The organism is Aquimarina sp. I32.4 (assembly GCF_002924285.1).
Taxonomy (GTDB): domain Bacteria; phylum Bacteroidota; class Bacteroidia; order Flavobacteriales; family Flavobacteriaceae; genus Aquimarina.
The window spans coordinates 1-23,146 of the sequence record NZ_PGUB01000077.1; the positions used below are offsets into that span (position 1 = coordinate 1).

Below are 23,146 nucleotides of genomic sequence, written 5' to 3' on the forward strand. Positions count from 1 at the left end.
TAAGTGATAGACAGGGATTGCCTCTTGCCCTGTCAGAACCTTTAGCAGGTAATCATAATGATCTCTATGATATTGAGCTTCAATTCGAGGTAGTAACATCAACATTGGAAGACGCTAATATTTCTATAGAGGGGTTATTTCTCAATGCAGATGCAGGATTTGACGCCAAGAACTTTAGAAACTCATGTGATAAAAAGGATATTAATGCAAATGTATGTTTCAATAAACGTAATGGAGACCTAGACAGAGATGAATATTTCGACCAAGAACTTTACAATGAAAGATATGCTATAGAGAGAACCAATGCTTGGATGGATAGCTATAGGTCACTGCTCAATAGGTATGATACTACCGTAACTAGTTGGATAGGTTTCAATTACCTGTCATTCATTGTCATAGCGATTAAAAAATTTAAAAAAAAGAACTAGAAAAAGTTTAAATCACTTCTAATAGCTAGTAGGGCAAAAAAAATATTCTACACTTATCTTGACTACTATATTCTTTCTTCTTGTAATGCGATTTTACTTCTTCAAAACTACCATGCAATTATTACTAATACAATAGATTAGGTTGAATATGTCTAGAAACCTCTTTTTTATTGCTTTTATGAGCTTTAAATGAGTCTAAATAAAATTAATAGAGGGGAAAAACCCCCTATATATTACAATATTTGTGTAGGAAATTTCCTGATACAAAAACTAACTGTAGTCCCTTTTAGGCTGTATGTCGTTTCTACGATGTTTTATGTCTAAAAATTCAATTTGATTATGTTAATTTTTTTTAAGTAATAGGATATAGGTGTTATATTTGTGTAACAAACTAAAAATCAAAAGATTATGAAATTTATCTACGGTATTTTAACTATTGATATGAAAGCATTAACAACTTTTTTAAGACAATTGCCATCGGCTTGTAGTAATGCAATTCATAGATAAGAATTGTAAGAAAACATGATGTAATAGTGAAAAATAATAAAAGTAGCTATTTTGATGGGGTAATATAGAGATTTGGGGAAATCACCCTGCTTTCTTTATGTAAAAGAACAAAAAAATAAAAACGAAACTTACTGAAATTGAGCTTTTTGTGTTAGTCGTCGGTGAAATCTCAATTTATATCTAAAATATATATAAAACTATTGATATCTCGTAATATCAATGTTATATTTGAAAAACAATAACAATAATAATTAACTTTTAATCAAACACTTATGGGGCTATTTTACACAAAATTTAGATTAACTTTTAGAATCGTAATGGAATTTCTAAAAGAATTACCTGGCGCATCTGGTAATGCAATACATAGATAGAAAAAGGTAGTTGAAGGAAGAACTAATTGACCTCTGTTGAGGTACTAAAACGCACACTTAATAATTTAATTTACGGAAAAATAGCTTGAACAAAACGTTCAAGCTATTTTTTTTATATAAGAAGATTTAAAATTTGATTATAAGTAAAAAGGAACCTCTACAACGGTAGTATCCCATCCCATTGCCATATGATATCCTTTGTCAACCTTTTTGAATGCAATAGAAAAAACTTCTAATTCATCACCTTTGGCTACAGGAACATTAATTCTTGCAACGTCCTTGCTTTTTTCATAGTTATAAGCGCCCCAACTATCAAGGTCAGAATTTATAATAATAGTCCATTCTTTTTCACCAGGAATAGTAAATAAAGAGTATGTACCTGCTTTGATAGTTTTATCTCCCATTTTCACATCTTGATAGAACTTAATTTCTGTTGCTTCATCAGCACCAGTTCTCCATACCTTATTATATGCGGCTAGACTACCAAAAATTTTACGCCCTTTTTTCTGAGGACGACTATAAACAACTTTGATCTCAGGTTTGGCATTTCTGTCTTTTTTTGCATAAGAAATGTCAGTTGGGCTTTTTTGTAATCCAGCAAACTTTTGAGCATTTACAGAAGATAGTGTACCCAAAAACATAATAATAATTAATACGAGTGATTTTTTCATAATGGTGATTTTAATTTTTATGATTGCTGTAAAGATATCTGTGAACTTATAATCGAAGTGTTAATCCTGTCTATAAATTGTGTTAAATGTTTCTTGTGACAGTTTGATAGTAGAGATAAGGAGATTTGATGGTTTTTGTTTTGTTTTGTGGTTTTTTGCATGTTTTTTGTTTTATATTGTAAGGTAATAGGTTATTATTGTTTTTATTTTGTAACTATAGGGTAATATTTGATATCTCAAACTAATAGAAAAGAAGAAAGATATGTGTGGAATTGTTTGTGCTTTTGATTTAAAGCAAGATTCAGAAGTGTTGAGACCTCAATTATTAGAAATGTCAAAAAAAATAAGACATAGAGGCCCAGATTGGAGTGGAATATATTCAAATAATAAAGCAATACTTGCTCATGAAAGATTAGCAATAGTAGATCCAGTTTCTGGTAAACAACCATTATTTAGTGCAGATAAAAAATTAATCCTTGCTGCAAACGGAGAGATTTACAATCATAGAGAACTTCGTAAGCAGTTTGAAGGGAGTTATGATTTTCAGACAGAATCTGATTGTGAAGTGATTTTAGCGTTGTATCAACAAAAAGGAGCAGCATTTTTAGATGATCTTAATGGGATATTTGCTTTTGCTTTATACGATGTAGAAAAAGATGTGTACTTAATAGCAAGAGATCATATGGGGGTTATTCCTCTGTATATGGGATGGGATCAGAATGGGACTTTTTATGTAGCTTCAGAGTTAAAGGCTCTTGAAGGAGTTTGTGCAAAAATAGAATTGTTTCCTCCAGGCCATTATTTATATAGTAAAGAAGAAGAGCTTAAAAAATGGTATGTAAGGGATTGGTCAGATTATGAAACAGTACAAGAAAACCAGACGAGTATTGATGAACTTAGAGATGCATTGGAAGCAGCGGTTCACAGGCAATTAATGTCAGATGTGCCATATGGAGTATTATTGTCTGGAGGCTTGGATTCTTCTGTAACCTCTGCTATAGCCAAGAAATATTCTGAAAAACGAATAGAATCTAATGACACCAAAGATGCTTGGTGGCCTAAACTACATTCATTTTCGGTAGGATTAGAAGGGTCGCCAGACCTAGAAGCTGCACAAAAAGTAGCAGATCATATAGGGACTGTTCATCATGAGATTAAATTTACAATTCAAGAAGGGCTGGATGCAATAAAAGATGTTATCTACAATCTAGAAACATATGATATTACCACGATAAGAGCATCAACACCTATGTATTTAATGGCTAGGGTTATTAAGTCTATGGGAGTAAAAATGGTACTTTCTGGAGAAGGAGCAGATGAGATTTTTGGTGGGTATCTGTATTTTCATAAAGCCCCAAATGCAAGAGAGTTTCATGAAGAAACTGTACGAAAACTTGATAAACTTCATATGTATGACTGTTTGAGAGCAAATAAATCACTTGCCGCTTGGGGGATAGAAGGGCGTGTGCCGTTTTTGGATAAGGAGTTTATAGATGTAGCCATGAGGATTAACCCTAAAGATAAAATGATCAACGGAGAGAGAATGGAGAAATGGGTTATTCGTAAAGCTTTTGAATCTTACTTGCCAGAGAGCGTTGCTTGGAGGCAAAAAGAACAATTTTCTGATGGAGTTGGATATAGTTGGATTGATACATTAAAAGAAGTTGTAGAAATAGAGGTCACAGATGAGCAAATGGCTAATGCACATTTTAGGTTTCCGATACAAACCCCACAAAATAAAGAAGAATTTTATTACAGATCTATTTTTGAAACCCATTTCCCTAGCGATACAGCAGCATTAAGTGTGCCTCAGGAGCCATCTGTAGCTTGTAGTACAAAAATAGCCTTAGAATGGGATGAAGCATTTAAGAATATGAATGACCCTAGTGGTAGAGCGGTAACCAATGTACATGAAGAAGCTTACTAAGTTAGTATGTCATAATATAACCAAGTTCCAGTTTACTTATAGCTGAAAGTTGCGTTAATTGTGATGTAAAACCCTGAAAATCATTTTCAGGGTTTTACAGTTTATAAACCCAATAAAAACAAGGCGTCAGAATATATAGGTTTTTTATATTGCTCATTGTTAGTGCATTAGTTTTTAAAGTTTAAGAAATGCTTAAAAATGTTATGATATCCTTAAATTCAATTTAAGGGTATTTTTATCGTTTTTAAGAGCATTTTTCTTTTTTCTGGTACTTGTTCTTAACTAATTGTTGATAACTCTTTAAATCATCTTTGGTAAAACCCTTTTATCCTTTTACTGTTTTTTTATCTTTGTTTGTTGTCAAAAAAGTAAAAAAATAAACAAAGGACTTTATGAGCGAAGAAGCTAATAAGAAGAACTATTCAGCAGATAGTATTCAAGCACTCGAAGGAATGGAGCATGTGCGCATGCGACCATCGATGTATATTGGTGATGTTGGAGTGAGAGGACTGCACCATTTGGTATATGAAGTTGTTGATAACTCTATAGATGAGGCTTTAGCAGGCCATTGTGATCTCATAGATGTTACTATTAATGAAGATAATTCTGTTACGACAAAGGATAATGGTCGTGGTATCCCAATAGGGATACATAAAAAAGAAGGTGTTTCTGCATTAGAAGTAGTAATGACCAAAATTGGAGCAGGAGGAAAGTTTGATAAAGATTCTTATAAGGTGTCTGGAGGATTGCATGGTGTTGGTGTATCTTGTGTGAATGCTTTATCAGATCATTTGCATGCTTTTGTTCATAAAGATGGTAAGATTTGGGAGCAGGAATATGAAAAAGGAAAACCATTATACCCTGTAAAATCAACGGGAGATACAGATTTTACTGGTACAATAGTTACTTTTAGACCAGATCCAACTATTTTTCAGCAAACCCTAGAGTATAATTATGATACTTTGGCAAGTCGTTTGCGAGAATTAGCCTATCTTAATAAAGGAATTACAGTCACCCTTACAGATAAACGTCATCAAGATGAAGAAGGTAAAGATGTTATAGAAACTTTTCATTCTGAAGAAGGATTAAAAGAATTTGTAAGATTTTTGGATGCAAGTCGTAGCTCTATCATAGGAGAGGTAATTTCTATGGAAGGGGAGAAAAACAACATTCCTGTAGAAGTAGCAATGATTTATAATGATTCTTATGCAGAGAATCTGCATTCTTATGTGAATAATATTAATACACATGAAGGAGGAACACACCTTTCTGGTTTTAGAAGAGGTTTAACTGCTACACTTAAGAAGTATGCAGATGCTTCTGGAATGTTGGATAAATTAAAGTTTGAAATTGCTGGAGATGATTTTCGTGAAGGGCTTACAGCAATAATTTCTGTAAAAGTTCAAGAACCACAATTTGAAGGTCAGACAAAAACTAAATTAGGAAATAGAGAAGTTACAGCAGCGGTGTCACAGGCTGTTTCTGAAATGCTAGAAAATTATCTAGAAGAAAACCCTAATGATGCTAAAACAATAATTCAAAAAGTTGTCTTAGCTGCTCAAGCACGTCATGCTGCAAAAAAAGCACGTGAAATGGTGCAACGTAAGTCAGTAATGAGCATGGGGGGGTTACCTGGTAAGCTTTCTGATTGCTCAGAGCAAGACCCTGCATTATGTGAAGTGTTTCTTGTAGAGGGAGATTCGGCAGGTGGAACTGCTAAACAAGGACGGGATAGGATGTTTCAGGCAATTCTTCCTTTACGAGGTAAGATTTTGAATGTAGAGAAAGCAATGCATCATAAAGTCTTTGAGAATGAGGAAATAAAAAATATTTTTACAGCTCTAGGAGTAACTATAGGAACAGAAGAAGACAGCAAAGCGCTTAATTTATCAAAGTTACGCTATCATAAAATTGTGATTATGTGTGATGCCGATGTCGATGGTAGTCATATTTCTACTTTGATATTAACATTCTTTTTCCGTTATATGAAGGAATTAATTGAAGCGGGTCATATTTATATAGCTGCACCACCATTATATTTGGTTAAAAAAGGAGCTAAAAAACAATATGCATGGAACGATGACCAGCGTGATATAATTGTAAAAGAGTTTGGTGAAAATTCTAAAATACAACGATACAAAGGTCTTGGAGAAATGAATGCAGAGCAATTATGGGATACAACAATGAACCCAGAATTCAGAACAATGAGGCGGGTTACGATAGATAATCTTACAGAGGCAGATAGAGTTTTCTCAATGTTGATGGGGGATGAAGTGCCACCTCGTAGAGAGTTTATTGAGAAAAATGCTGTCTATGCAAATATTGATGCGTAAATAATATTGATTAAAAACTAAAAAATCCGCATATCTCTGGTATAGCGGATTTTTTTTTATATTGCAAAGCCTATTAAACCCAAATCTTATGAAAAAATGCATGTTGCTATTGACATTTATTCTATGTCATGTCGGCGTTTCACAAACAGATATTGATCAAATTCTGGAAGTAGGAATTGATAATGCTCAAAGATTTAGTGGAGAGTATTTTGCCCCCGCGGGAGAATCCTTAGTAAATAATATGACCAATGGTTGGTATAGTACTGCAAAGACTAAAAAACTTTGGCATTTTGAAGTAGGAATCGTGGGTAATCTTTCTTTTGTGAGAGAGGAGAAACAATCTTTTGTTCTAGATACCCGTAATTATACAGATCTAATACTTGCAAGTGGACAAACAAGGCAAGAAGTAGCAAGTGCATTAGGTTATAATCAACAGGATGTTTCTGTAATTGTTACTTCTAGTCAAGGCCCAGCAGTAGAGGTTGTTTTGCCTGATGGGATTGGAGATTCAGGAATTAATTCTATACCAAGCGGTTTTATTCAGGGGTCACTAGGCTTGATAAAAAGTACTGAAATCAAATTGAGGTTTTTGCCAAGAGTAAAGGCAGTACAAGATGCAGAGATACAATTGTATGGCGTAGGGTTTCAACATGAATTTACAGATTGGGTATTTCCTCTAAAAAGATGGCCAGTTAGGTTGTCAGGATTAATAGGGTATACAAATGTCAAAGGTTTCTATGATATAAATTCTGATAGTGGAGTGCTTGGGACAGATCAAGAAGTGCGTTTGCAAACAAATTCTTGGTTGATTACAAGTATTGTGTCTACCAAATTACCTGTTTTAAATTTTTATGGTGGTTTAGGGTATTATTTTGGATCTAGTAATGCAGATGTACTGGGGACTTATCAAGTGCAAAACGGCCCATTAGCTTCAGAAATAATTACAGACCCGATTAGTGTAAGAAATAAAACAAATGGAGTTAAAGCATCTATAGGAGCTAGAGTAGAGTTTGGTATTTTTAAAGCCAATATGGATTATACTTTACAGAATTATAATAATCTTTCTCTAGGTCTCAATTTTGGCTGGTAATTAACACTTTGTTTGCTAATAAATTCGTTAAAGAATTCGTATTTTCGCAAACAAAATTAAGTTTTAACCACATTCAAAAAAATATACCATGAAAGTTACAGTAGTAGGTGCTGGTGCAGTAGGTGCAAGTTGTGCCGAATATATCGCGATAAAAGATTTTGCTTCAGAAGTAGTATTGTTAGATATCAAAGAAGGATATGCAGAGGGAAAAGCAATGGATTTAATGCAAACAGCCTCTTTAAATGGATTTGATACCCAAATAACAGGTACTACAGGAGATTATTCTAAAACTGCAGGAAGTGATATTGCTGTAATAACATCAGGAATCCCTCGTAAACCTGGAATGACAAGAGAAGAATTGATAGGAATTAATGCTGGAATTGTAAAAACAGTTTCTTCTAGTCTTATCGAGCATTCTCCTAATGCTATTATCATTGTAGTAAGTAATCCAATGGATACAATGACCTATTTGGTGCATAAAACAACCAATCTGCCTAAAAATAGAATTATAGGTATGGGAGGGGCATTAGATAGTGCACGTTTCAAGTACAGATTGGCAGAAGCTTTAGGAGCTCCTATTTCTGATGTTGACGGAATGGTGATCGGAGGACATAGTGATAAAGGTATGGTGCCATTAACTAGATTGGCAACTAGAAATAGTGTTCCTGTATCTGAGTTTATTTCTGATGATAGATTGGAGCAAGTAGCAGCAGATACCAAAGTAGGTGGAGCGACTCTTACAAAATTATTAGGGACATCAGCTTGGTATGCTCCAGGAGCAGCAGTATCAGGATTAGTGCAAGCAATAGCTTGTGATCAAAAGAAAATTTTTCCTTGTTCAGTTTTATTAGAAGGAGAATACGGATTAAACGATTTATGTATCGGTGCACCTGTAGTGTTAGGTAAAAATGGAATCGAAAAAGTTGTAGAAATAGAACTTAGCGAAGCAGAAAAAGCTAAATTAGCTGAAAGTGCAGAAGGAGTAAAAAAGACAAATGGATTATTAGAACTATAATCTAACTGTATAATATAATATCTTCAAGAGCTGCAATTTTGCAGCTCTTGTTGTTTAAGGCTATATGATATGTATACAATATCTCTCAAAATTTTACTATTCGCTTTATTATTCTTAGAGGTAAGTTCTTGTAATTTTGGCCCAAAACCAGATAAGATCGTTAAAATCACAGTGGCATTTGATGAAAAAAATGGATCAAATGAAGAAATCAATACTGTGATTGAAATTTTAAAAAATAGAATTAATAAAATTTCTAATGATTCCAAAATAGAAAGAAAACAAGATAGCGATCAAATTACAATTGAAGTAACTACACATTATGATTCAGAACGAATTAAAGATTTAGTAATAAATGAAGGGAGATTAGATTTCTATGAAACCTATAATGTAGAAGAGATACTTCCTTTTTTGATAGAAACAAACAACTTGTTAAAGAAGGATGATGGTATTGATCCATTACTAGATATAATCAAAAGAGCAGAGTATAGTAGTGGAGCTATTCTTTTTTATGCTTCAGAAAAAGATACTACTATGATAAATCATTATTTGTCTTTTAAGGGAGCTGAAATGAAATTACCAGCTAAAAGACGAGTAATACGATTTGTTTGGGGTAGGCAAGAGGTGCATACAGGCTTATGCGTTAAAATTAGGTAAATATGATAAACCTGTACTAGATCAAAAAACAATAGAACAGGCAGCGCAAGTGTTTGATCAACTAGCTCGACCAGCAATTGCAGTTCAGATGAACAAAGAAGGAGCAGAGATTTGGGAGCGATTGACAGAAAGTGCTTTTCAAGAACGATTTCAAATTGCGATGGTTATTAATGATACGGTGTATAGCGCTCCAAGAGTATCACAAGGTCCTATAAAAGGAGGGAAGTTTGAAATTTCAAGTGATTTTACAGTTGAAGAAGCTCAGGATCTTGCTATTATTTTAGATTCAGGGAGTATTTCAAAAATGCACATAATAAGTTTTGATGTAGCGCAAATCAATTAATTACAGATGCGTTTACTCTTTATTCTATCATAATTCAATAACTGTATACCAAATCCAGTATTAAAACGTTTTTTGATATTTATAAAGTAAACCAGAAATTGTTTGAAGACATTAGAAAAGCAATTCTAATTTTTTATATTTGCGCAATGAAGAAAAAATGGTACTTCGGGACTTTGATTACTGCACTAGCATTACTTGTTGCTATTCAGCAGCAGGCTCTTGTACCTAATCAGGAAATTGTATTAGAGTTTGTTGATGTTGAAGTTACCTCTCTAGAGGCTCAAAATACGATTGAAATTGTAAAAAAACAACTACAATCAATAGGTGTTGAGCGTACCAGAATATCAAAAGGATTGGAGAACGGTAAACTTACCATTGCATACTATAGTGAGGCAGATGTAGAAGATATCAAAAAAATACTTTCTAAAGAACATAATGTAGCCCTTGACCATGTATTTTATGGGGAAACTAATGATGAGAACCAATCTCCATTAGATAAAAACTCAAAAGATTACAATTTTGATGTTTATGAAATCCAGAAAAGTACAGATTTTAATTCGGACTTTAATGGTAAATATGTTTTAGAAGTCAAACAGAAAAATGGAAGGCATTTTAGTTCTACTTCTTATAGCTTTATTGCTGTGGTTGATGTCAATCATATCGATAGGCTTATAAAAGTAGCCCAAAAAGTAAATAGAAATATTGCAATCGCAATAGACACTACTTCACGTATTATTCCAGAAGTAAGAGCGGGACCAATCTCTTAATAGGGATTTATAATCCATTCCTAAAAACAATTCATTTCTTATTAAAAGTAAAATAAAAAGAGAGAGAGAACAAAAAGCTCTCAAAAGTTGTTTTATCTTTTGATACCTGCTTATATCTGTAAAAAGATAAAGTACAATCATACAAATAAATAATTAAAAACAATTGTCAAACCTTGATTAATTAATAATAACTCAATTTTAACAAGGGTTTGACCAAAATCAACAAATAATGCAAAACAAAGGACTTGTTAGGGTATTTGCGGTTCTATTTGGCTTGGTATGTATTTACCAATTGTCATATACGTATATGGCCTACACAAAAGAAAAAGAAGCAGAAGCATATGCACAACAAAAATATGCTGAAACTGTAGAAGATTACTCAAAATTAAGAGAAACAGCAGAGCGTAATTATTTAGATTCTATTGGTAAAGAAGAAATCTTTGCTGGTATAACATATAATGATGCAAAAGATAAAGAGCTTAATAAAGGGCTTGACCTTAAAGGTGGAATCAATGTTATCCTGCAAATTTCTGTAAGAGATATATTGAGTGGTCTTGCAAACAAATCAAAAGACCCTTCATTTAATCAAGCATTGATTGCAACAGATGAGGTGCAGAAGAATAGTCAGAATAACTATATAGATGACTTTTTTACTGAGTTTGAAAAAATTCCAGATGCTAAATTAGCTTCACCTGATATTTTTGCAAACAAAAACTTAAGTGATGATATCACTTATGATATGACTAATGAGCAGGTAAGACCTATTCTGAAACGTAAAATAGACGAATCTGTGGCGTCAGCATTCGAAGTATTACGTAAACGTATTGATAAGTTTGGAGTTACTCAACCTAATATCCAACGTTTAGGAGAATCTGGTCGTATCTTGGTAGAATTACCTGGTGCACAAGATATAGAAAGAGTAAGAAGTTTGGTAACCAGTACGGCGCAACTTGAATTTTGGGATGTAGAGACTTCTCAGGAATTAGGTGGTTTTATCAATGCAGCCAACTTACTTTTGAAGCAAGAATTAGAAGGGCAGAAAGAGCCAAAAGAAAAGGTAGAGAATGAGATAGCAGAGAATACAGAAAAAGTAGTAGATTCTGCTCAGGTAGATAGTACAACAACGGCTACAACTGATACTGCAATAGAAGATCTGTTAGAAGATGCAGAAGATTCATCAGAAGTTGAAACACAGGTGAACCCAATAAACGATTTAATAAACTTTCCATTAGTTCCAGGAGCTTTGTTTTCTGCAAATGTTAAAGATACAGCGCAATTAGGACAGTTTTTTAGAAGATCAGATATCAGAGCATTATTGCCACAAAATGTAAGACATACTAAGTTTGCTTGGAGTAAAGGTAAAAAAGATGCAGAAATAGTAGACTTCTATGCCCTTAGAGGGAATAGAGATAATGATCCTGAATTAAGTGGAGGTGTTATTACAGATGCTTCACAGACTTTTGACCAGTCCAATAATGTAGTTGTGTCTATGCAAATGGATGGTAAAGGAGCTAAGAAATGGGAAGAAATGACCGATCGTGCTTATAATCAGAGAAGTCAGATTGCTATCGTGTTGGATAATATAGTGTATTCTGCACCTGGGGTAACCAAAGGAAAGATAACAGGAGGAAGAAGTGAAATCTCTGGAGACTTTACTATAGAAGAAGGTAAAGATTTAGCAAACGTATTGAGAGCTGGTAAATTACCAGCATCTGCAGATATTATTCAGGCAGAAGTTGTAGGACCATCATTAGGACAAGAATCTATTAATAGTGGTGTTATGTCTTTTGCTATTGCATTAGTATTGATATTAATTTGGATGATTTTCTATTATGGTAAAGCAGGAGCTTTTGCAGATGTAGCGCTAGTAGTGAATATCCTATTTATCTTTGGGGTATTGGCAGGACTAAAAGCTGTATTAACACTTCCTGGAATTGCTGGTATTGTATTGACTATAGGTATGTCTGTAGATGCAAACGTACTTATTTTTGAAAGAATTAGAGAAGAACTAGCTAAAGGGAAATCTCAAGCAGATGCTATAAAAGATGGATTTAATAATGCATTATCATCTATACTTGATGCAAATATAACTACAGGTCTTACAGGTATCATCTTATTGGTTATAGGTACAGGGCCAATTAAAGGTTTTGCTACTACTTTATTAATTGGTATTTTGACCTCTTTATTTACAGCAATCTTTGTAACGAGATTGTTTATTGATGGATATGGTAAAAATGGAAAAGAATTAGCGTTCTCTACAGGAGTTACCAAAAATTTATTCAAGAATGTAAATATCAATTTCTTGAAAAAGCGTAAAGTAGCGTATGTAATCTCAGGTATTATTATCATTGCAGGGTTATCATCTTTGTTTACACAAGGGTTGGATTATGGAGTTGATTTTGTAGGAGGTAGAACATATACAGTGCGTTTTGCTAAAGATGTTGTGCCTACAGTGATAGAAAAAGATCTTGTAGCTACTTTTGAGAGTGCACAGGCAAAAACACTGGGAGCGAATAATCAATTAAAGATTACTACAAAATATAAAGTAGATGAAACTGGAGAAGAAATTGATACTGAGATTTCAGATAAGCTATATACATCATTAAAACCTCATCTGCCAGAAGGATTGACTTATGAAGAATTTGCTAATGGGAGTAAAGATAAGCAAGTAGGTATTATGTCATCTATGAAGGTAGGTCCAACTATTGCTGATGATATTAAGCAAGCAGCATTCTGGTCTGTATTAGGATCATTAATAGTAGTGTTCTTATACATATTATTACGATTTAGAAGATGGCAATTTAGTTTAGGAGCGGTAACAGCGGTATTCCATGATGTACTTGTAGTACTAGGTGTCTTCTCTTTGACTTATAAGTTTATGCCATTTAATATGGAAATTGATCAAGCATTTATAGCAGCAATCCTTACTGTAATTGGATACTCACTGAATGATACGGTGGTTGTGTTTGATAGAATTAGGGAATTCTTTAATGAATATACAGGTAGACCATTGGATAAAAATGTTAACGGAGCTTTGAACAGTACATTAAGTCGTACATTGAATACATCTTTGACTACCTTATTAGTACTTATTGCGATCTTCATATTTGCAGTACCTCTGCGAGGATTTATGTTCTCTCTAATTATAGGGGTAGTTATAGGTACATATTCATCGTTGTTTATTGCTACACCGATAATGTTTGATACTGTTAAAAAAGTAGGTCTGAAGACTAAAAAGAAAGAAGAAGAAGTAGAAAAATAAGCTTTTTACTTTGAAATATATGATTATAAAAAAATCCGTTGTGTACACAACGGATTTTTTTTGATAGCAATAGTTTTTGAAATCGACATGGTTTTATACCAACTAAATTTTAATGTATAATTGGTTTTACATCATTTATATTTTGAATTTACCGCAATAAAATTCTATTTTCCGCCTATACTTCAGAATAAAATTAACCGTAGCTATGTTAATTTTTTCTTCTTTGCATAAACAAAAAATAGCTAATTTTCTTTTACGGTATCTGTTACAAACCAAAAAAAATAGAACTCATGAGTAATGAGAACTGGAGAACTACAATAAAATGTTTTTTTGGATAAAAACGGCAATGAATTTAAAACTTCTCAACTTCAATATACTAATGGAGGCAAGAGATAAAAAGGTGAAATTATTATACCTTATTATTGACCAGTTAGAAGATGTATTATATTAGAGTTCTCTTTTTGTTTTCTTGGATTTACTGGCTATACCAGGTTATCAGGTAATCCGATTTGAATTGCCAATCAGAATAAAGGTTATACCACTTTTTATCTGGACAATACGAAACCATATATAGCCTCTAAGCCCATAAAAAAGTTCGAAGGACAATTACCCGAAAAAACCTTTGTTAGAACACATCTGTTTTACATAGTGAACCTAAAATTTGTAGACAAGTATGATAAAAATGGATATATCTTTCTGAAAACTAGAGAAAAAAACTTGTAACTACTGCACAAACGAAGGGTTTGTACCCTGCTTATTAAAGTAAATATCTATTAGGGAATAATATCAATTCTGATATAAAAATACTACATACCACAAACAATTGGTCACTGTAATAATTCGAATATAAATAGAAACAATACGAATATCGATTTCATATAGAAATCCTCATATATACTGTCTATTTTTATCTTCTAAATTTTAAAGATATGATAGTCGTTATATTAAATTGTGATTGTGTTAGTTTATGAGAATAAAATATTTTCTATTTTGTTTATGTTTTATAGGTGTTTTTAATTCCTTTACAAAATTAGAAATTAATCAACAAAATGAGCAAATAAAAGTTCTGATACTACCTATTGGGAATAGTTGCAATTATGCTATTAATGGATATAATTTTTTATCTACTCTAGAAAAAAAATTGAACAAGGATATGGCATTAACGATCATCCCTTTTCCTTATAAAAAACTGAAAGGTGTATCATATCATGGTATATTTCATAAAAAATATTGCTTGCCTATTATAGAAAAAATTGAAGTAGATTATATAGTATTGAGTCGATTCATATCTAATATCAATTGCTTAGCAATAGGAGAAAATGGAAATAATTGGGGGTATGAAATAAAAATACTAGACACCAAGATGATGACAGAAAAAGTATTGGTTATGAATACAGAGTTAGAGAGTTACAAGGCATTGCTGCAAGATATTAAAACAGTAAATATTAACATAAAAAAATGAAAATTTATATTGTGATAAGAACCATAGGGATTTGCATAGTATTAAGTTGTATATCGATTTCCTGTAATCAAGACAATGGTAAAATGAACAGTTTTGGTGAAAAAATAATAGAGTTGGAAAATACAATCACTGTAAAAAATGAAGAAATTGAAAAACTGACCAAAAAACACCAAAATGTAGAAGCTTTTTTAAATGATTTTCAGAAACGAGTTGAATCAGATTATATAGAAAAAAGTGAAGTAGAATTTGCTCTAGACGATGATTTTATGTTTTTGTTGGATAAGAAAAAGCTATCTAAGTATGTATTTTCTTCTTTGCAAGAAATCTCAAGTGACTATCAGAACTTTCAGAATGGTATTTTTTCTCGTTTTTATTGGTTTGATTCTATAGAATACAACAGAGAAGACTTAAAAATAAGAAATGGATATTTTAATTATATCATTACTAGATTTAAACGAACACCAGAACACATAAAAAACTTTCTATCACGAGACCAGAAAGAGTTTATGTATGATCTCTTTAAAGAAAATACTATATTTCAGGATACAGGATTGCAATTGTTTACAAAAGCATTACTGGTAAGCTATCAAGAAACCATAGATCAACAACAAAGATTGTCACAATTATATAATATAGCATCCGATAGTAATGACCATAATGCTTGGGATAAATCCTTACAGATTGCTGATTCATTAGCATCAGAAAGGATTCAAGAAATTATTAGTAAATACAATGTTAAATCAAATGGAGAAGATATGTATGTGGATATGAGTCACTTGCAGTTTTATATTTATTCTTTTTGGGCAAGACGCTATCATGAAGGAAATGCACAAGTAGTATATGAAGTATTAAAAGAATTTGATCAGCATGTGTCTGATAATAAACAGGAAACGTTCTAAGAAAATGAATGATGATTAATTGTATGAAAGCATTACAGATATATATTATTTTAGTACTTATGAGCGTATCTATAAATACGGCATTGGGACAATCTGAATATTATGTAACCGCAAAAAATGGATTGATTGTTAGGGATCAACCTAATATCAAAGGAAAACGTATTGGGAAATTTCCTTATGGAAATAAAATTACGGTGTTAGAAGTAACCAATAAAACGCTGATTATAAAGAATGATGGAAAAGAAGTAACAGGTCATTGGGTAAAGGTTTCTGATATTGCCTCTCCTTATAGTATTGAAAACAACAATCCAGACAGTTATTATGTTTTTGATGGGTTTCTATCTAAAAATACAATACCCATTAAAAGATTTGTCAAATCTGAAGAATATAAGATAACAAAAGTAGATACCTCATTAATTGACAATGAGGATTATTTGGCATTTGCATTTATAAAAAATAAGAAACATAAAAAAATACAAAAATTTAAAGTTTGGATGGATAGCTATAAAGAAGATTTTACATCTATAGAAGAAATTAAAAATCCAAATCTAAAAAACATACGTAAAATAATAAAAGTAACCATAGAGCATTGTGCTTGTCAATGTCATGATGATGTATATTATTGGCTGGTTACAAATCAGAGCAAATGGGTACAATTGCCTACAATAGAAATGTATGATATGGATATAGGCAATCCATATCAGGAATACGTGTTTAATACTAGTACTAATGGTATTGATTTAATTGAATTTAAAGAAGAGTTCATACATGAAAATCCTAAAGTGTATACTTCAGAAAATGTTAAGCATATATATTTAAAGCATTTAAATACCCTGTATTGGGATGGGAAGAAGGTTAAAGACTAAAATCAATATCTTATGAGGAATCTATTATTTCTGTTTTTACTGTTAACAGTATCAATCTCTGCTCAGAAAACATATTATGTAACTGCAAAAAATGGATTGATTGTGAGAAATCAACCTAATGTCAAAGGAAAACGTATTGGTAAATTTCCTTATGGAGTAAGAGTTAATGTGCTTCATAAAACAAATCATACATTTTCTGTTAAGCAAAATAGTAATTCTATTTTAGGACATTGGGTAGAAGTATCAAGTGTTTCATTTCCTTATTATATAGAAAGCGAATCAGAAAAAATGTATGTGTTTGATGGTTTTTTATCTTCAGAACAGGTATTTATAGAAGATATTAAATATCAACTATCACTAAACATAAAAAATAAAGATACGTATCGATTATTAACCAAAAATAACCCTTTTGCTATATTAGGGGATTTTGATGGTAATGGTATTGATGATTATGCTATGATCGTTTCAGAAAAAGAAGATAAAGAGAATAAAGGAAAAATCATCATTTTATACAGAGGTAATGCTGATCAGAAAATAGTTGTATTTGGTAATGAAAATGACCCTTTTGATATTACCAATTACAATTGGCATGGCTATTTTGAGATGATTCCAAAAGGAAGTAAGATATATAGTAATTGGGATGATGAAAAAGATGATTTTATTACAGAAGATGTTCCAGAACACAAAAAACATACATTAGTTACAGATGCTTTTTTTATACATCAATCAGAATCTTGTGGCGGTGGATATATTTATTGGCAACATCAAAAATTTAATTGGATGCAAGTAGAGTAATACTAAATGAATGATTAGGATATTTTTTAATTGAAAAAATGATGGAAACTAGAAAAAAAATATTTTTTGTCATACAATCTATAGGTATAGGATTTGGGATATATACTATTACAGGAGTTTTATTAGCCAGTATATTAGTATATATTTTACGTAGTGATCATGCACATAGTATGGAAGAAATCTTATATGTTTTTGTACCATTAATTGGAGCCATAGCTGGAATTTTGTTAGGGTTTGTTGTATCAATAATGAATATAAATACATATTCTGTTAGACGGGTAACAAAACAATTACTCATTGCAATTCCTTTTTGTATTGTGCTATTTTTTTGGACACAAATTTTGTAGTTAGTTTATCTTAAATAATAACATGAAAAAAATAAGTGTATTTATAATATTCATTTCTTTGCTAAGTATATCTTGCTTTGATAGTCATAAAAAAGAAGGAAATATACTAAAAGGAGCTATAGAATTTAATACATCTCAGGTACCTGATGTATCAGAAGCCATACCTACAAATCAAAAATCTTTTGATTCTATAAAAAGTGGATTAAATTTTAAACCAGCTTCTGATTACAACAAAACCAAACAAGAAATAGCAGCAATCCGTAAAGACCTGAACGATTTTTATCAAACCGAACATAGTTCGCAAAAAAAAGAAGTGACTTTAGATAGTGCAATGCATTATTTTACAACCTCTTTATTAAATGACATAATCCCCTATTGGTATGGCACAGCCTGGGATTTTAATGGGTATACTAATATTCCTAATCAAGGAGAAATAGCTTGTGGTTATTTTGTTTCTACAACACTAAAACATATGGGGTTACGATTAAATCGCTATAGAATGGCACAGCAAGCCTCTAAGCTAGAAGTAGAATCAATTGCTATTCAAAAAAACAAGGTGATTGTTTCTAACGAAAAAAATATTTCAGAAAAACTTAAAGAGTTACAAGAAGGCCTCTATATTGTAGGGTTAGACAATCATGTAGGATATATCTATATACATAATAAGGTTTCTTATTTCATCCATTCTAGTTATATAACTGATCGGGTAATGATAGAATTGACTAGCGAATCCAATGCGTTTCCAAGCAGTGTTTATTATATGACATCTATTACAGATAATAGAATAGTAGCAAAAAAATGGTTGTTAGGAGAAACCCTAAAAATAAAAACACAATAATTAAAGATGTGAGTTATATTCTAATATCTAATGAAAGAAAATTGGATAAGAAAATAATAGATGATTATGAAACATTTAGATATCCAAATATTCTTTTTTATGATGAAGTGAAAAGAGATAGGGTATTTCATTTCAATACAGAGAATTCACCGTACAAATAGCATTAAATTAAGTTTAGTAGAATATGAAAAAACTAAGACTACTTTTATTCCTAGTTGGATTGAGCTTTTTTAGTGCAAAAGCACAGCAATATACTTTTAAGGAGTCCTATGGGGAGTATCATATAACTGCTTATGTAGATACAACCAATAGAGATGATATATCCAGATCTAATATTGGGTTTATATCAAAATTAGAATTTAAGAATAAAGATAAGATATCCATAGATACTATCTTTTTTGAGAACCATTTAAGTGTAGATCCAGAGTACTCTTTTCAGAGTAAATTTAGTGTAGCAAAGATCAAGAACCAGGTCAAAAAACATTTTTTAGTATATACATCTCTCCCATATGAAGGTTTTTTGGTAGATAAAGATTCTATTCCTTTAGAAGGTTATTTTAAAATGGAAGATTCTGATAAACCTTATGCTGATAATGCATATCGAAATAATAATTACAGCAGTGCATATGATTATCTAGAAAAACCTCCAAAAAAAGGAGAAGGGGACTGGTGTGGTACAAGTAACGCATCTAGAGGTTATTATTCATATAATTCAGAAACCACTTCAGAAGGGCGGTTCTCAAAAGGGCTGAAAGAAGGAAAATGGATATTCGATCATTATGCCTTTGCACGCACTGTAGAACATTATAAAAATGGAGTAAGAGATGGTGCATACAAAGTGTATGATGATGACAAAAATATTGTTTATCAAACAATATTTAAAAACGGAACAGGAGAAGAACGTATATATCGTGATAATGGAGGTCTATATCATAAAAAACATTATAAAAATGGAGTAGTAGATCATACAAAACCATATAAAATCTTTTATAGAAACGGAAAAATTGCCGAAAATCACGACTATCCCAATAAGACGATACGAAGATTTTATTATACAGGATATCCTTCCAGTATTCAAAAAATAATGATAAAAAGAGGAAAGATATATTATGACGGATTGTATGAAGGATATAGTGAAAAAGAAGAAGGAGCAATAAGAGAAAAAATATTTTATGAAAAAGATAGAGTTGCCTATAGAATATTATATAATTATAAAGGAAAAATAACAGAGATTCAATCAGGTAATATGGTTCAATATTTTAAGAAAGGAAAATTAAAGGAGATTGATTTTCGTAACAATTAGGTTATGGTAGACTAGTAGAAACCTCACGTATCGAAGCCTAAAGAGATACGAGTCTTTTTAGAGGAATGGTAAAAAATGCAAAACAGTATTAATTAGTAATAGACTAACTAGCCTTGATCGTATAGAAAACTACTATTATAATAAAAGACTCAGCTAATAGGTAGATCAATAAAATCTGGTAAAAAACATTTTTTTTATGATACATTTTGGTATGATCAAAACAATAGGACTAATTCTATTGGTAAGGTTATTTCAGAGGATACAATTCAGAGCCAATCTTATAATAGATTGGGGTATTGTCAAAAATGATTACATGGACTAAGAGTGCAGAAGGATATGCGGTAAAATCAAGAAGTTATAAAAAATACTATGACCATGGTGTTTTTAGAAGAAGAAGGAATGTATGAGAATGATGAAAAGTAGAAAACACCCGAAACGTATAATTTAAATGGACATGGATAAAGAAAATAAAATAAATAAAATGAAACAATTAGTATGTGTTCTCGTGTTTTTTACAATAATCGGTTGTTCTAATGAATCTAAGGTATTAGCGCAAATACCTACAGATATGGAGCTACAAGAAAAGAGAGAAAAATTAACTGTGTATCAATTATCAGACATAGATTATCATATGATAGAAACAAGTAAGCTAAGTCTAAGACAATTAAAACAGAATGCTAAAGAAAGTTATAAAGACTTTTATAGTAGGTATGAAAAATGGAATGTCGAGCGATTAAATGAACTAAATAAATTCAAAAAAAAACATCCAAAAGATACGGTCTCGTCTATAATTAGTTCTAGTAATAATTCTGAAAAATTTAATGACTCTCTTTACATAAAATACATAAAAGGTGGACGGAAGTTTCATCAAAAAAGCATCAATGATTCTAGTTATATTGATATGCTTGGCAACAATTCTAAACTAAATAAAATTTATAATAATATTAATGAAGATGTAACCCCTTCTATGGGGTTTGAGTCTTTAAGTGATGTATTTGTCAAAAAAATATTTTATGCAGATAGCTCTGTAGAACAAAACATAAAAACTAAATATAACGATTGCCCTAGCCCGAATAGTAGTTGTTTTCTAACGACTAAAAAAATCCAGATAGATAGCATTCTAATAACACATAAACTTTACTATGTTTCACAGAGAGATACAGTACTTCTTAAAAAAGAAGATGTAGGAAAAACTATAAAAGGTGTCAAGGTAATAGCGTTTGATGATAATTATATTATCTATGACAGTCCTGATAAAAATATTCTTGATGATGAAGCTTTTTCTATAAATGGTACGCCTCTTATGGTGGATCAGGGACTAACAGATATATGGTGTGCAGATACTCCAGAGAAAGAAAAAGAATATATATTAAAGATTCAGAAAAAGGCATACGAATCCTTAAAAAATGTAAATACTAAGGAAGACGCGTTAAAAATAATAGAAAACAACTTATTAGATCAAGAAATTGGATGCATCGATTTTGCCAGACATTATTACTTTTATAAAGGAAACATAGACGTATTTAAAATTTATAAAGAAGTCAAAAGAGATACTCTTATAACAAAAGCAATCTTTGTAAATAAAACCCCTAGACAGAATTGGTATTTAAATAGTTTAAAAGATGAAACAAAATTCATAGATAGATTAGGTAATCTTATTTTCAAAACTCCTGTAGGGAGTTTAAGATACATTACAGATAATCAAGACCAAATAAGAAATAATTATTTTCTAAAGTCTTATCAAAATTCAGATGATGTTTATTATCATCTAGACATTAAAAACAAAAACATTACCAAACTAGATAGCATTAGATATATCAATGTTTTAAACGAACATTTAGTAACGATCAACTATGGTTATGATAGTAAAGGGTATATTGTTAATGAATATAACCAAAAGGTTACAGATAAAAAATATAGTACTATTAAAAGCCATGGAAAATTAATTCTTGTAACAGATTATATTGGTAAGTTTGATTTATTAGATGAAAATGGAACTCCCACAGAAGCAAAAGAAGTGAATTATATCGGAGCATTTTATCATGGAGTTGCTAAAGTTAAAAAAGGAGATAAATTTGGTTTTATAGATGATGCAGGTACGTTTGTACAATCTTTGGATTATGATATAAAAGATACTTATTATGTACGACATGTACAAGAATCATTTGCTCAATTACAGATTGTGAAAAAAGGCGAGTACTATGGTATTGTAGATTTAAAAAATAGAGCAAAACTCACAGTACCGATTGAATATGAGGAAATCTATGAAGTTACTAATACAGACAACAATCCAGCGTATGTAGTTAAAAAAAAGAATGCACATAAATACTATGGTATTATTGATACTCAAGGAAAAATCAGAAAACCTTTTAAGTATACACTTCAACAAATCAATGAACTATTAAAGAATGATGATTTTTAGAAAAATTGCTGTATTCAGCACACTATTTTTCTTAAGCAATCTTGTCTGCAAGCTCAAAAAAAAACTTATCTAGCCGCTATAGCGGCTCAATAAGCTATAAACATCTTAGAAACTAATACAATTTACGGATAGATTTTTCGTATATTTAAAGAATGGGTAAGCATATATTATTAGAAGTAAAAGAATCCTCAAGTCATTTACGGAATTTAATCAGAAAAGAGACTAATCCTAAAAATGGGGTGTACGACAAATTTCCCATTATGCTGCATTTTGGCATAATTGTTTGATCCTGTGTTCTTGTTTGCTTTTATATACTACTCTTAGTTGCGCCATTTGTTGAAAACCTTCCATAGTCCATCGCTGCCCAGATAACTTCAATCGCTGTTGCAGCACATCTTTGTGAGCAGATTCTATGGCTCCCGATCCTATTATCAACCCTTTTTCAATATATTTATGATACTGCATTCTGTCTTTATTTTTACGATAATAGTTGATCAATGTGTTTCTTTTTCCAGTTGTTTTGCGCTGTTCTGGTAATTTTTCAAGTGTTACAATAATGGGGTCAATCCCCTTGGTAAGCATCATTTCTGAGCATGTATCAATCCACTTATATCTTTGTTTTTCATCTTTATAGTAAAGTTTAGCAAATTCGCATAGATGTTCTTTACAATGATAATAATCTACAATCTGTATACTTTCAGGATAGTGTTGTTCTATCCATTTCCAAATCCACCTTGCGCCATCTGCTATAAAGACAAGAGAGTTCAGGTTTTCCAAATGATAATCCATCTTTGTAATGAATTCCTTATAATCCCCTAGATGGGTAACATAGGTAGAGGCTGTCAA

At 31.4% G+C, this 23,146-nt stretch carries 20 protein-coding genes; 18 read left to right on the plus strand and 2 right to left on the minus strand.

All coding sequences use genetic code 11. The features are described 5' to 3' along the window. A partial coding sequence (locus CVD18_RS15815) for a transposase (RefSeq protein ID WP_146052808.1) occupies positions 1-428 on the plus strand: 428 nt, incomplete at its 5' end. Positions 429-1,443: 1,015 nt separating this feature from the next. Here CVD18_RS15815 and CVD18_RS15820 read toward each other — a convergent pair. Then, entirely contained in the window at positions 1,444-1,977 is a 534-nt protein-coding gene (locus CVD18_RS15820) for a DUF2911 domain-containing protein (protein WP_103866406.1), read from the minus strand. Positions 1,978-2,239: 262 nt separating this feature from the next. On the opposite strand from CVD18_RS15820, the gene asnB reads away from it, so the two are divergent. The 17 genes from asnB to CVD18_RS15910 all read left to right on the plus strand — a co-directional run bounded on the left by asnB (position 2,240) and on the right by CVD18_RS15910 (position 22,300). Beyond that, positions 2,240-3,904, plus strand: coding sequence for an asparagine synthase B (asnB, locus tag CVD18_RS15825; protein ID WP_103866407.1), 1,665 nt, complete (start codon positions 2,240-2,242; stop codon positions 3,902-3,904). A gap of 392 nt (positions 3,905-4,296) precedes the next feature. After that, entirely contained in the window at positions 4,297-6,237 is a 1,941-nt protein-coding gene (gene gyrB, locus CVD18_RS15830) for a DNA topoisomerase (ATP-hydrolyzing) subunit B (RefSeq protein ID WP_103866408.1), read from the plus strand. An 88-nt stretch (positions 6,238-6,325) separates the two neighbouring features. After that, positions 6,326-7,327, plus strand: a complete 1,002-nt coding sequence (locus CVD18_RS15835; RefSeq protein ID WP_146052809.1) for a DUF6588 family protein — start codon at positions 6,326-6,328, stop codon at positions 7,325-7,327. Between the two features lie 88 nt (positions 7,328-7,415). Continuing rightward, positions 7,416-8,342 (plus strand): malate dehydrogenase, encoded by a 927-nt coding sequence (mdh, locus tag CVD18_RS15840; protein ID WP_103866410.1) that lies wholly within the window; start codon positions 7,416-7,418, stop codon positions 8,340-8,342. Positions 8,343-8,411: 69 nt separating this feature from the next. Beyond that, positions 8,412-8,996, plus strand: a complete 585-nt coding sequence (locus tag CVD18_RS15845; RefSeq protein WP_103866411.1) for a hypothetical protein — start codon at positions 8,412-8,414, stop codon at positions 8,994-8,996. Continuing rightward, entirely contained in the window at positions 8,944-9,339 is a 396-nt protein-coding gene (locus CVD18_RS15850) for a hypothetical protein (protein ID WP_103866412.1), read from the plus strand. Before CVD18_RS15845 ends, CVD18_RS15850 begins: the two co-directional genes overlap by 53 nt. Before the next feature lie 146 nt (positions 9,340-9,485). Continuing rightward, entirely contained in the window at positions 9,486-10,106 is a 621-nt protein-coding gene (locus tag CVD18_RS15855) for a hypothetical protein (RefSeq protein ID WP_103866413.1), read from the plus strand. A gap of 229 nt (positions 10,107-10,335) precedes the next feature. Beyond that, complete coding sequence (gene secDF, locus CVD18_RS15860) at positions 10,336-13,368, plus strand: protein translocase subunit SecDF (protein ID WP_103866414.1); 3,033 nt, start codon at positions 10,336-10,338, stop codon at positions 13,366-13,368. A gap of 513 nt (positions 13,369-13,881) precedes the next feature. Further along, positions 13,882-14,091, plus strand: a complete 210-nt coding sequence (locus CVD18_RS15865) for a LytTR family transcriptional regulator DNA-binding domain-containing protein (RefSeq protein WP_103866424.1) — start codon at positions 13,882-13,884, stop codon at positions 14,089-14,091. 430 nt (positions 14,092-14,521) lie between these two features. Continuing rightward, positions 14,522-14,830, plus strand: a complete 309-nt coding sequence (locus CVD18_RS22385) for a hypothetical protein (protein WP_146052811.1) — start codon at positions 14,522-14,524, stop codon at positions 14,828-14,830. Then, positions 14,827-15,729 carry a hypothetical protein gene (locus tag CVD18_RS15875; protein ID WP_146052812.1) on the plus strand — a complete coding sequence of 301 codons (903 nt, stop codon included), beginning with the start codon at positions 14,827-14,829 and terminating at the stop codon, positions 15,727-15,729. Before CVD18_RS22385 ends, CVD18_RS15875 begins: the two co-directional genes overlap by 4 nt. 59 nt (positions 15,730-15,788) lie before the next feature. After that, complete coding sequence (locus CVD18_RS15880) at positions 15,789-16,595, plus strand: SH3 domain-containing protein (protein ID WP_158250475.1); 807 nt, start codon at positions 15,789-15,791, stop codon at positions 16,593-16,595. Positions 16,596-16,607: 12 nt separating this feature from the next. After that, positions 16,608-17,390 carry an SH3 domain-containing protein gene (locus CVD18_RS15885; protein WP_103866418.1) on the plus strand — a complete coding sequence of 261 codons (783 nt, stop codon included), beginning with the start codon at positions 16,608-16,610 and terminating at the stop codon, positions 17,388-17,390. Positions 17,391-17,431: 41 nt separating this feature from the next. After that, positions 17,432-17,737, plus strand: a complete 306-nt coding sequence (locus tag CVD18_RS15890; protein WP_103866419.1) for a hypothetical protein — start codon at positions 17,432-17,434, stop codon at positions 17,735-17,737. Positions 17,738-17,759: 22 nt separating this feature from the next. Beyond that, positions 17,760-18,575 carry a hypothetical protein gene (locus CVD18_RS15895; protein WP_103866420.1) on the plus strand — a complete coding sequence of 272 codons (816 nt, stop codon included), beginning with the start codon at positions 17,760-17,762 and terminating at the stop codon, positions 18,573-18,575. A 184-nt stretch (positions 18,576-18,759) separates the two neighbouring features. Further along, complete coding sequence (locus CVD18_RS15905) at positions 18,760-19,878, plus strand: hypothetical protein (protein ID WP_103866422.1); 1,119 nt, start codon at positions 18,760-18,762, stop codon at positions 19,876-19,878. Between the two features lie 481 nt (positions 19,879-20,359). Beyond that, the gene (locus CVD18_RS15910; protein ID WP_146052813.1) at positions 20,360-22,300 is read left to right on the plus strand and encodes a hypothetical protein; all 1,941 of its coding nucleotides are present in this window, start codon (positions 20,360-20,362) and stop codon (positions 22,298-22,300) included. 258 nt (positions 22,301-22,558) lie between these two features. Here the strand turns inward: CVD18_RS15910 and CVD18_RS15915 are convergent. Then, positions 22,559-23,146: UPF0236 family transposase-like protein (locus CVD18_RS15915; protein WP_199185062.1), on the minus strand; the 588-nt coding region annotated here is incomplete at its 5' end.

Coding starts and splice junctions, on each gene's coding strand:
- CVD18_RS15890 (WP_103866419.1), top strand. CDS start 17,432: ATGGAAACTAGAAAAAAAATATTTTTTGTCATACAATCTATAGGTATA.
- CVD18_RS15905 (WP_103866422.1), top strand. CDS start 18,760: ATGAAAAAACTAAGACTACTTTTATTCCTAGTTGGATTGAGCTTTTTT.
- secDF (WP_103866414.1), top strand. CDS start 10,336: ATGCAAAACAAAGGACTTGTTAGGGTATTTGCGGTTCTATTTGGCTTG.
- CVD18_RS15875 (WP_146052812.1), top strand. CDS start 14,827: ATGAAAATTTATATTGTGATAAGAACCATAGGGATTTGCATAGTATTA.
- CVD18_RS15880 (WP_158250475.1), top strand. CDS start 15,789: ATGAGCGTATCTATAAATACGGCATTGGGACAATCTGAATATTATGTA.
- mdh (WP_103866410.1), top strand. CDS start 7,416: ATGAAAGTTACAGTAGTAGGTGCTGGTGCAGTAGGTGCAAGTTGTGCC.
- CVD18_RS22385 (WP_146052811.1), top strand. CDS start 14,522: ATGGCATTAACGATCATCCCTTTTCCTTATAAAAAACTGAAAGGTGTA.
- CVD18_RS15855 (WP_103866413.1), top strand. CDS start 9,486: ATGAAGAAAAAATGGTACTTCGGGACTTTGATTACTGCACTAGCATTA.
- CVD18_RS15835 (WP_146052809.1), top strand. CDS start 6,326: ATGAAAAAATGCATGTTGCTATTGACATTTATTCTATGTCATGTCGGC.
- CVD18_RS15845 (WP_103866411.1), top strand. CDS start 8,412: ATGTATACAATATCTCTCAAAATTTTACTATTCGCTTTATTATTCTTA.
- CVD18_RS15820 (WP_103866406.1), bottom strand. CDS start 1,977: ATGAAAAAATCACTCGTATTAATTATTATTATGTTTTTGGGTACACTA.
- CVD18_RS15910 (WP_146052813.1), top strand. CDS start 20,360: ATGAAACAATTAGTATGTGTTCTCGTGTTTTTTACAATAATCGGTTGT.
- CVD18_RS15895 (WP_103866420.1), top strand. CDS start 17,760: ATGAAAAAAATAAGTGTATTTATAATATTCATTTCTTTGCTAAGTATA.
- CVD18_RS15885 (WP_103866418.1), top strand. CDS start 16,608: ATGAGGAATCTATTATTTCTGTTTTTACTGTTAACAGTATCAATCTCT.
- gyrB (WP_103866408.1), top strand. CDS start 4,297: ATGAGCGAAGAAGCTAATAAGAAGAACTATTCAGCAGATAGTATTCAA.
- asnB (WP_103866407.1), top strand. CDS start 2,240: ATGTGTGGAATTGTTTGTGCTTTTGATTTAAAGCAAGATTCAGAAGTG.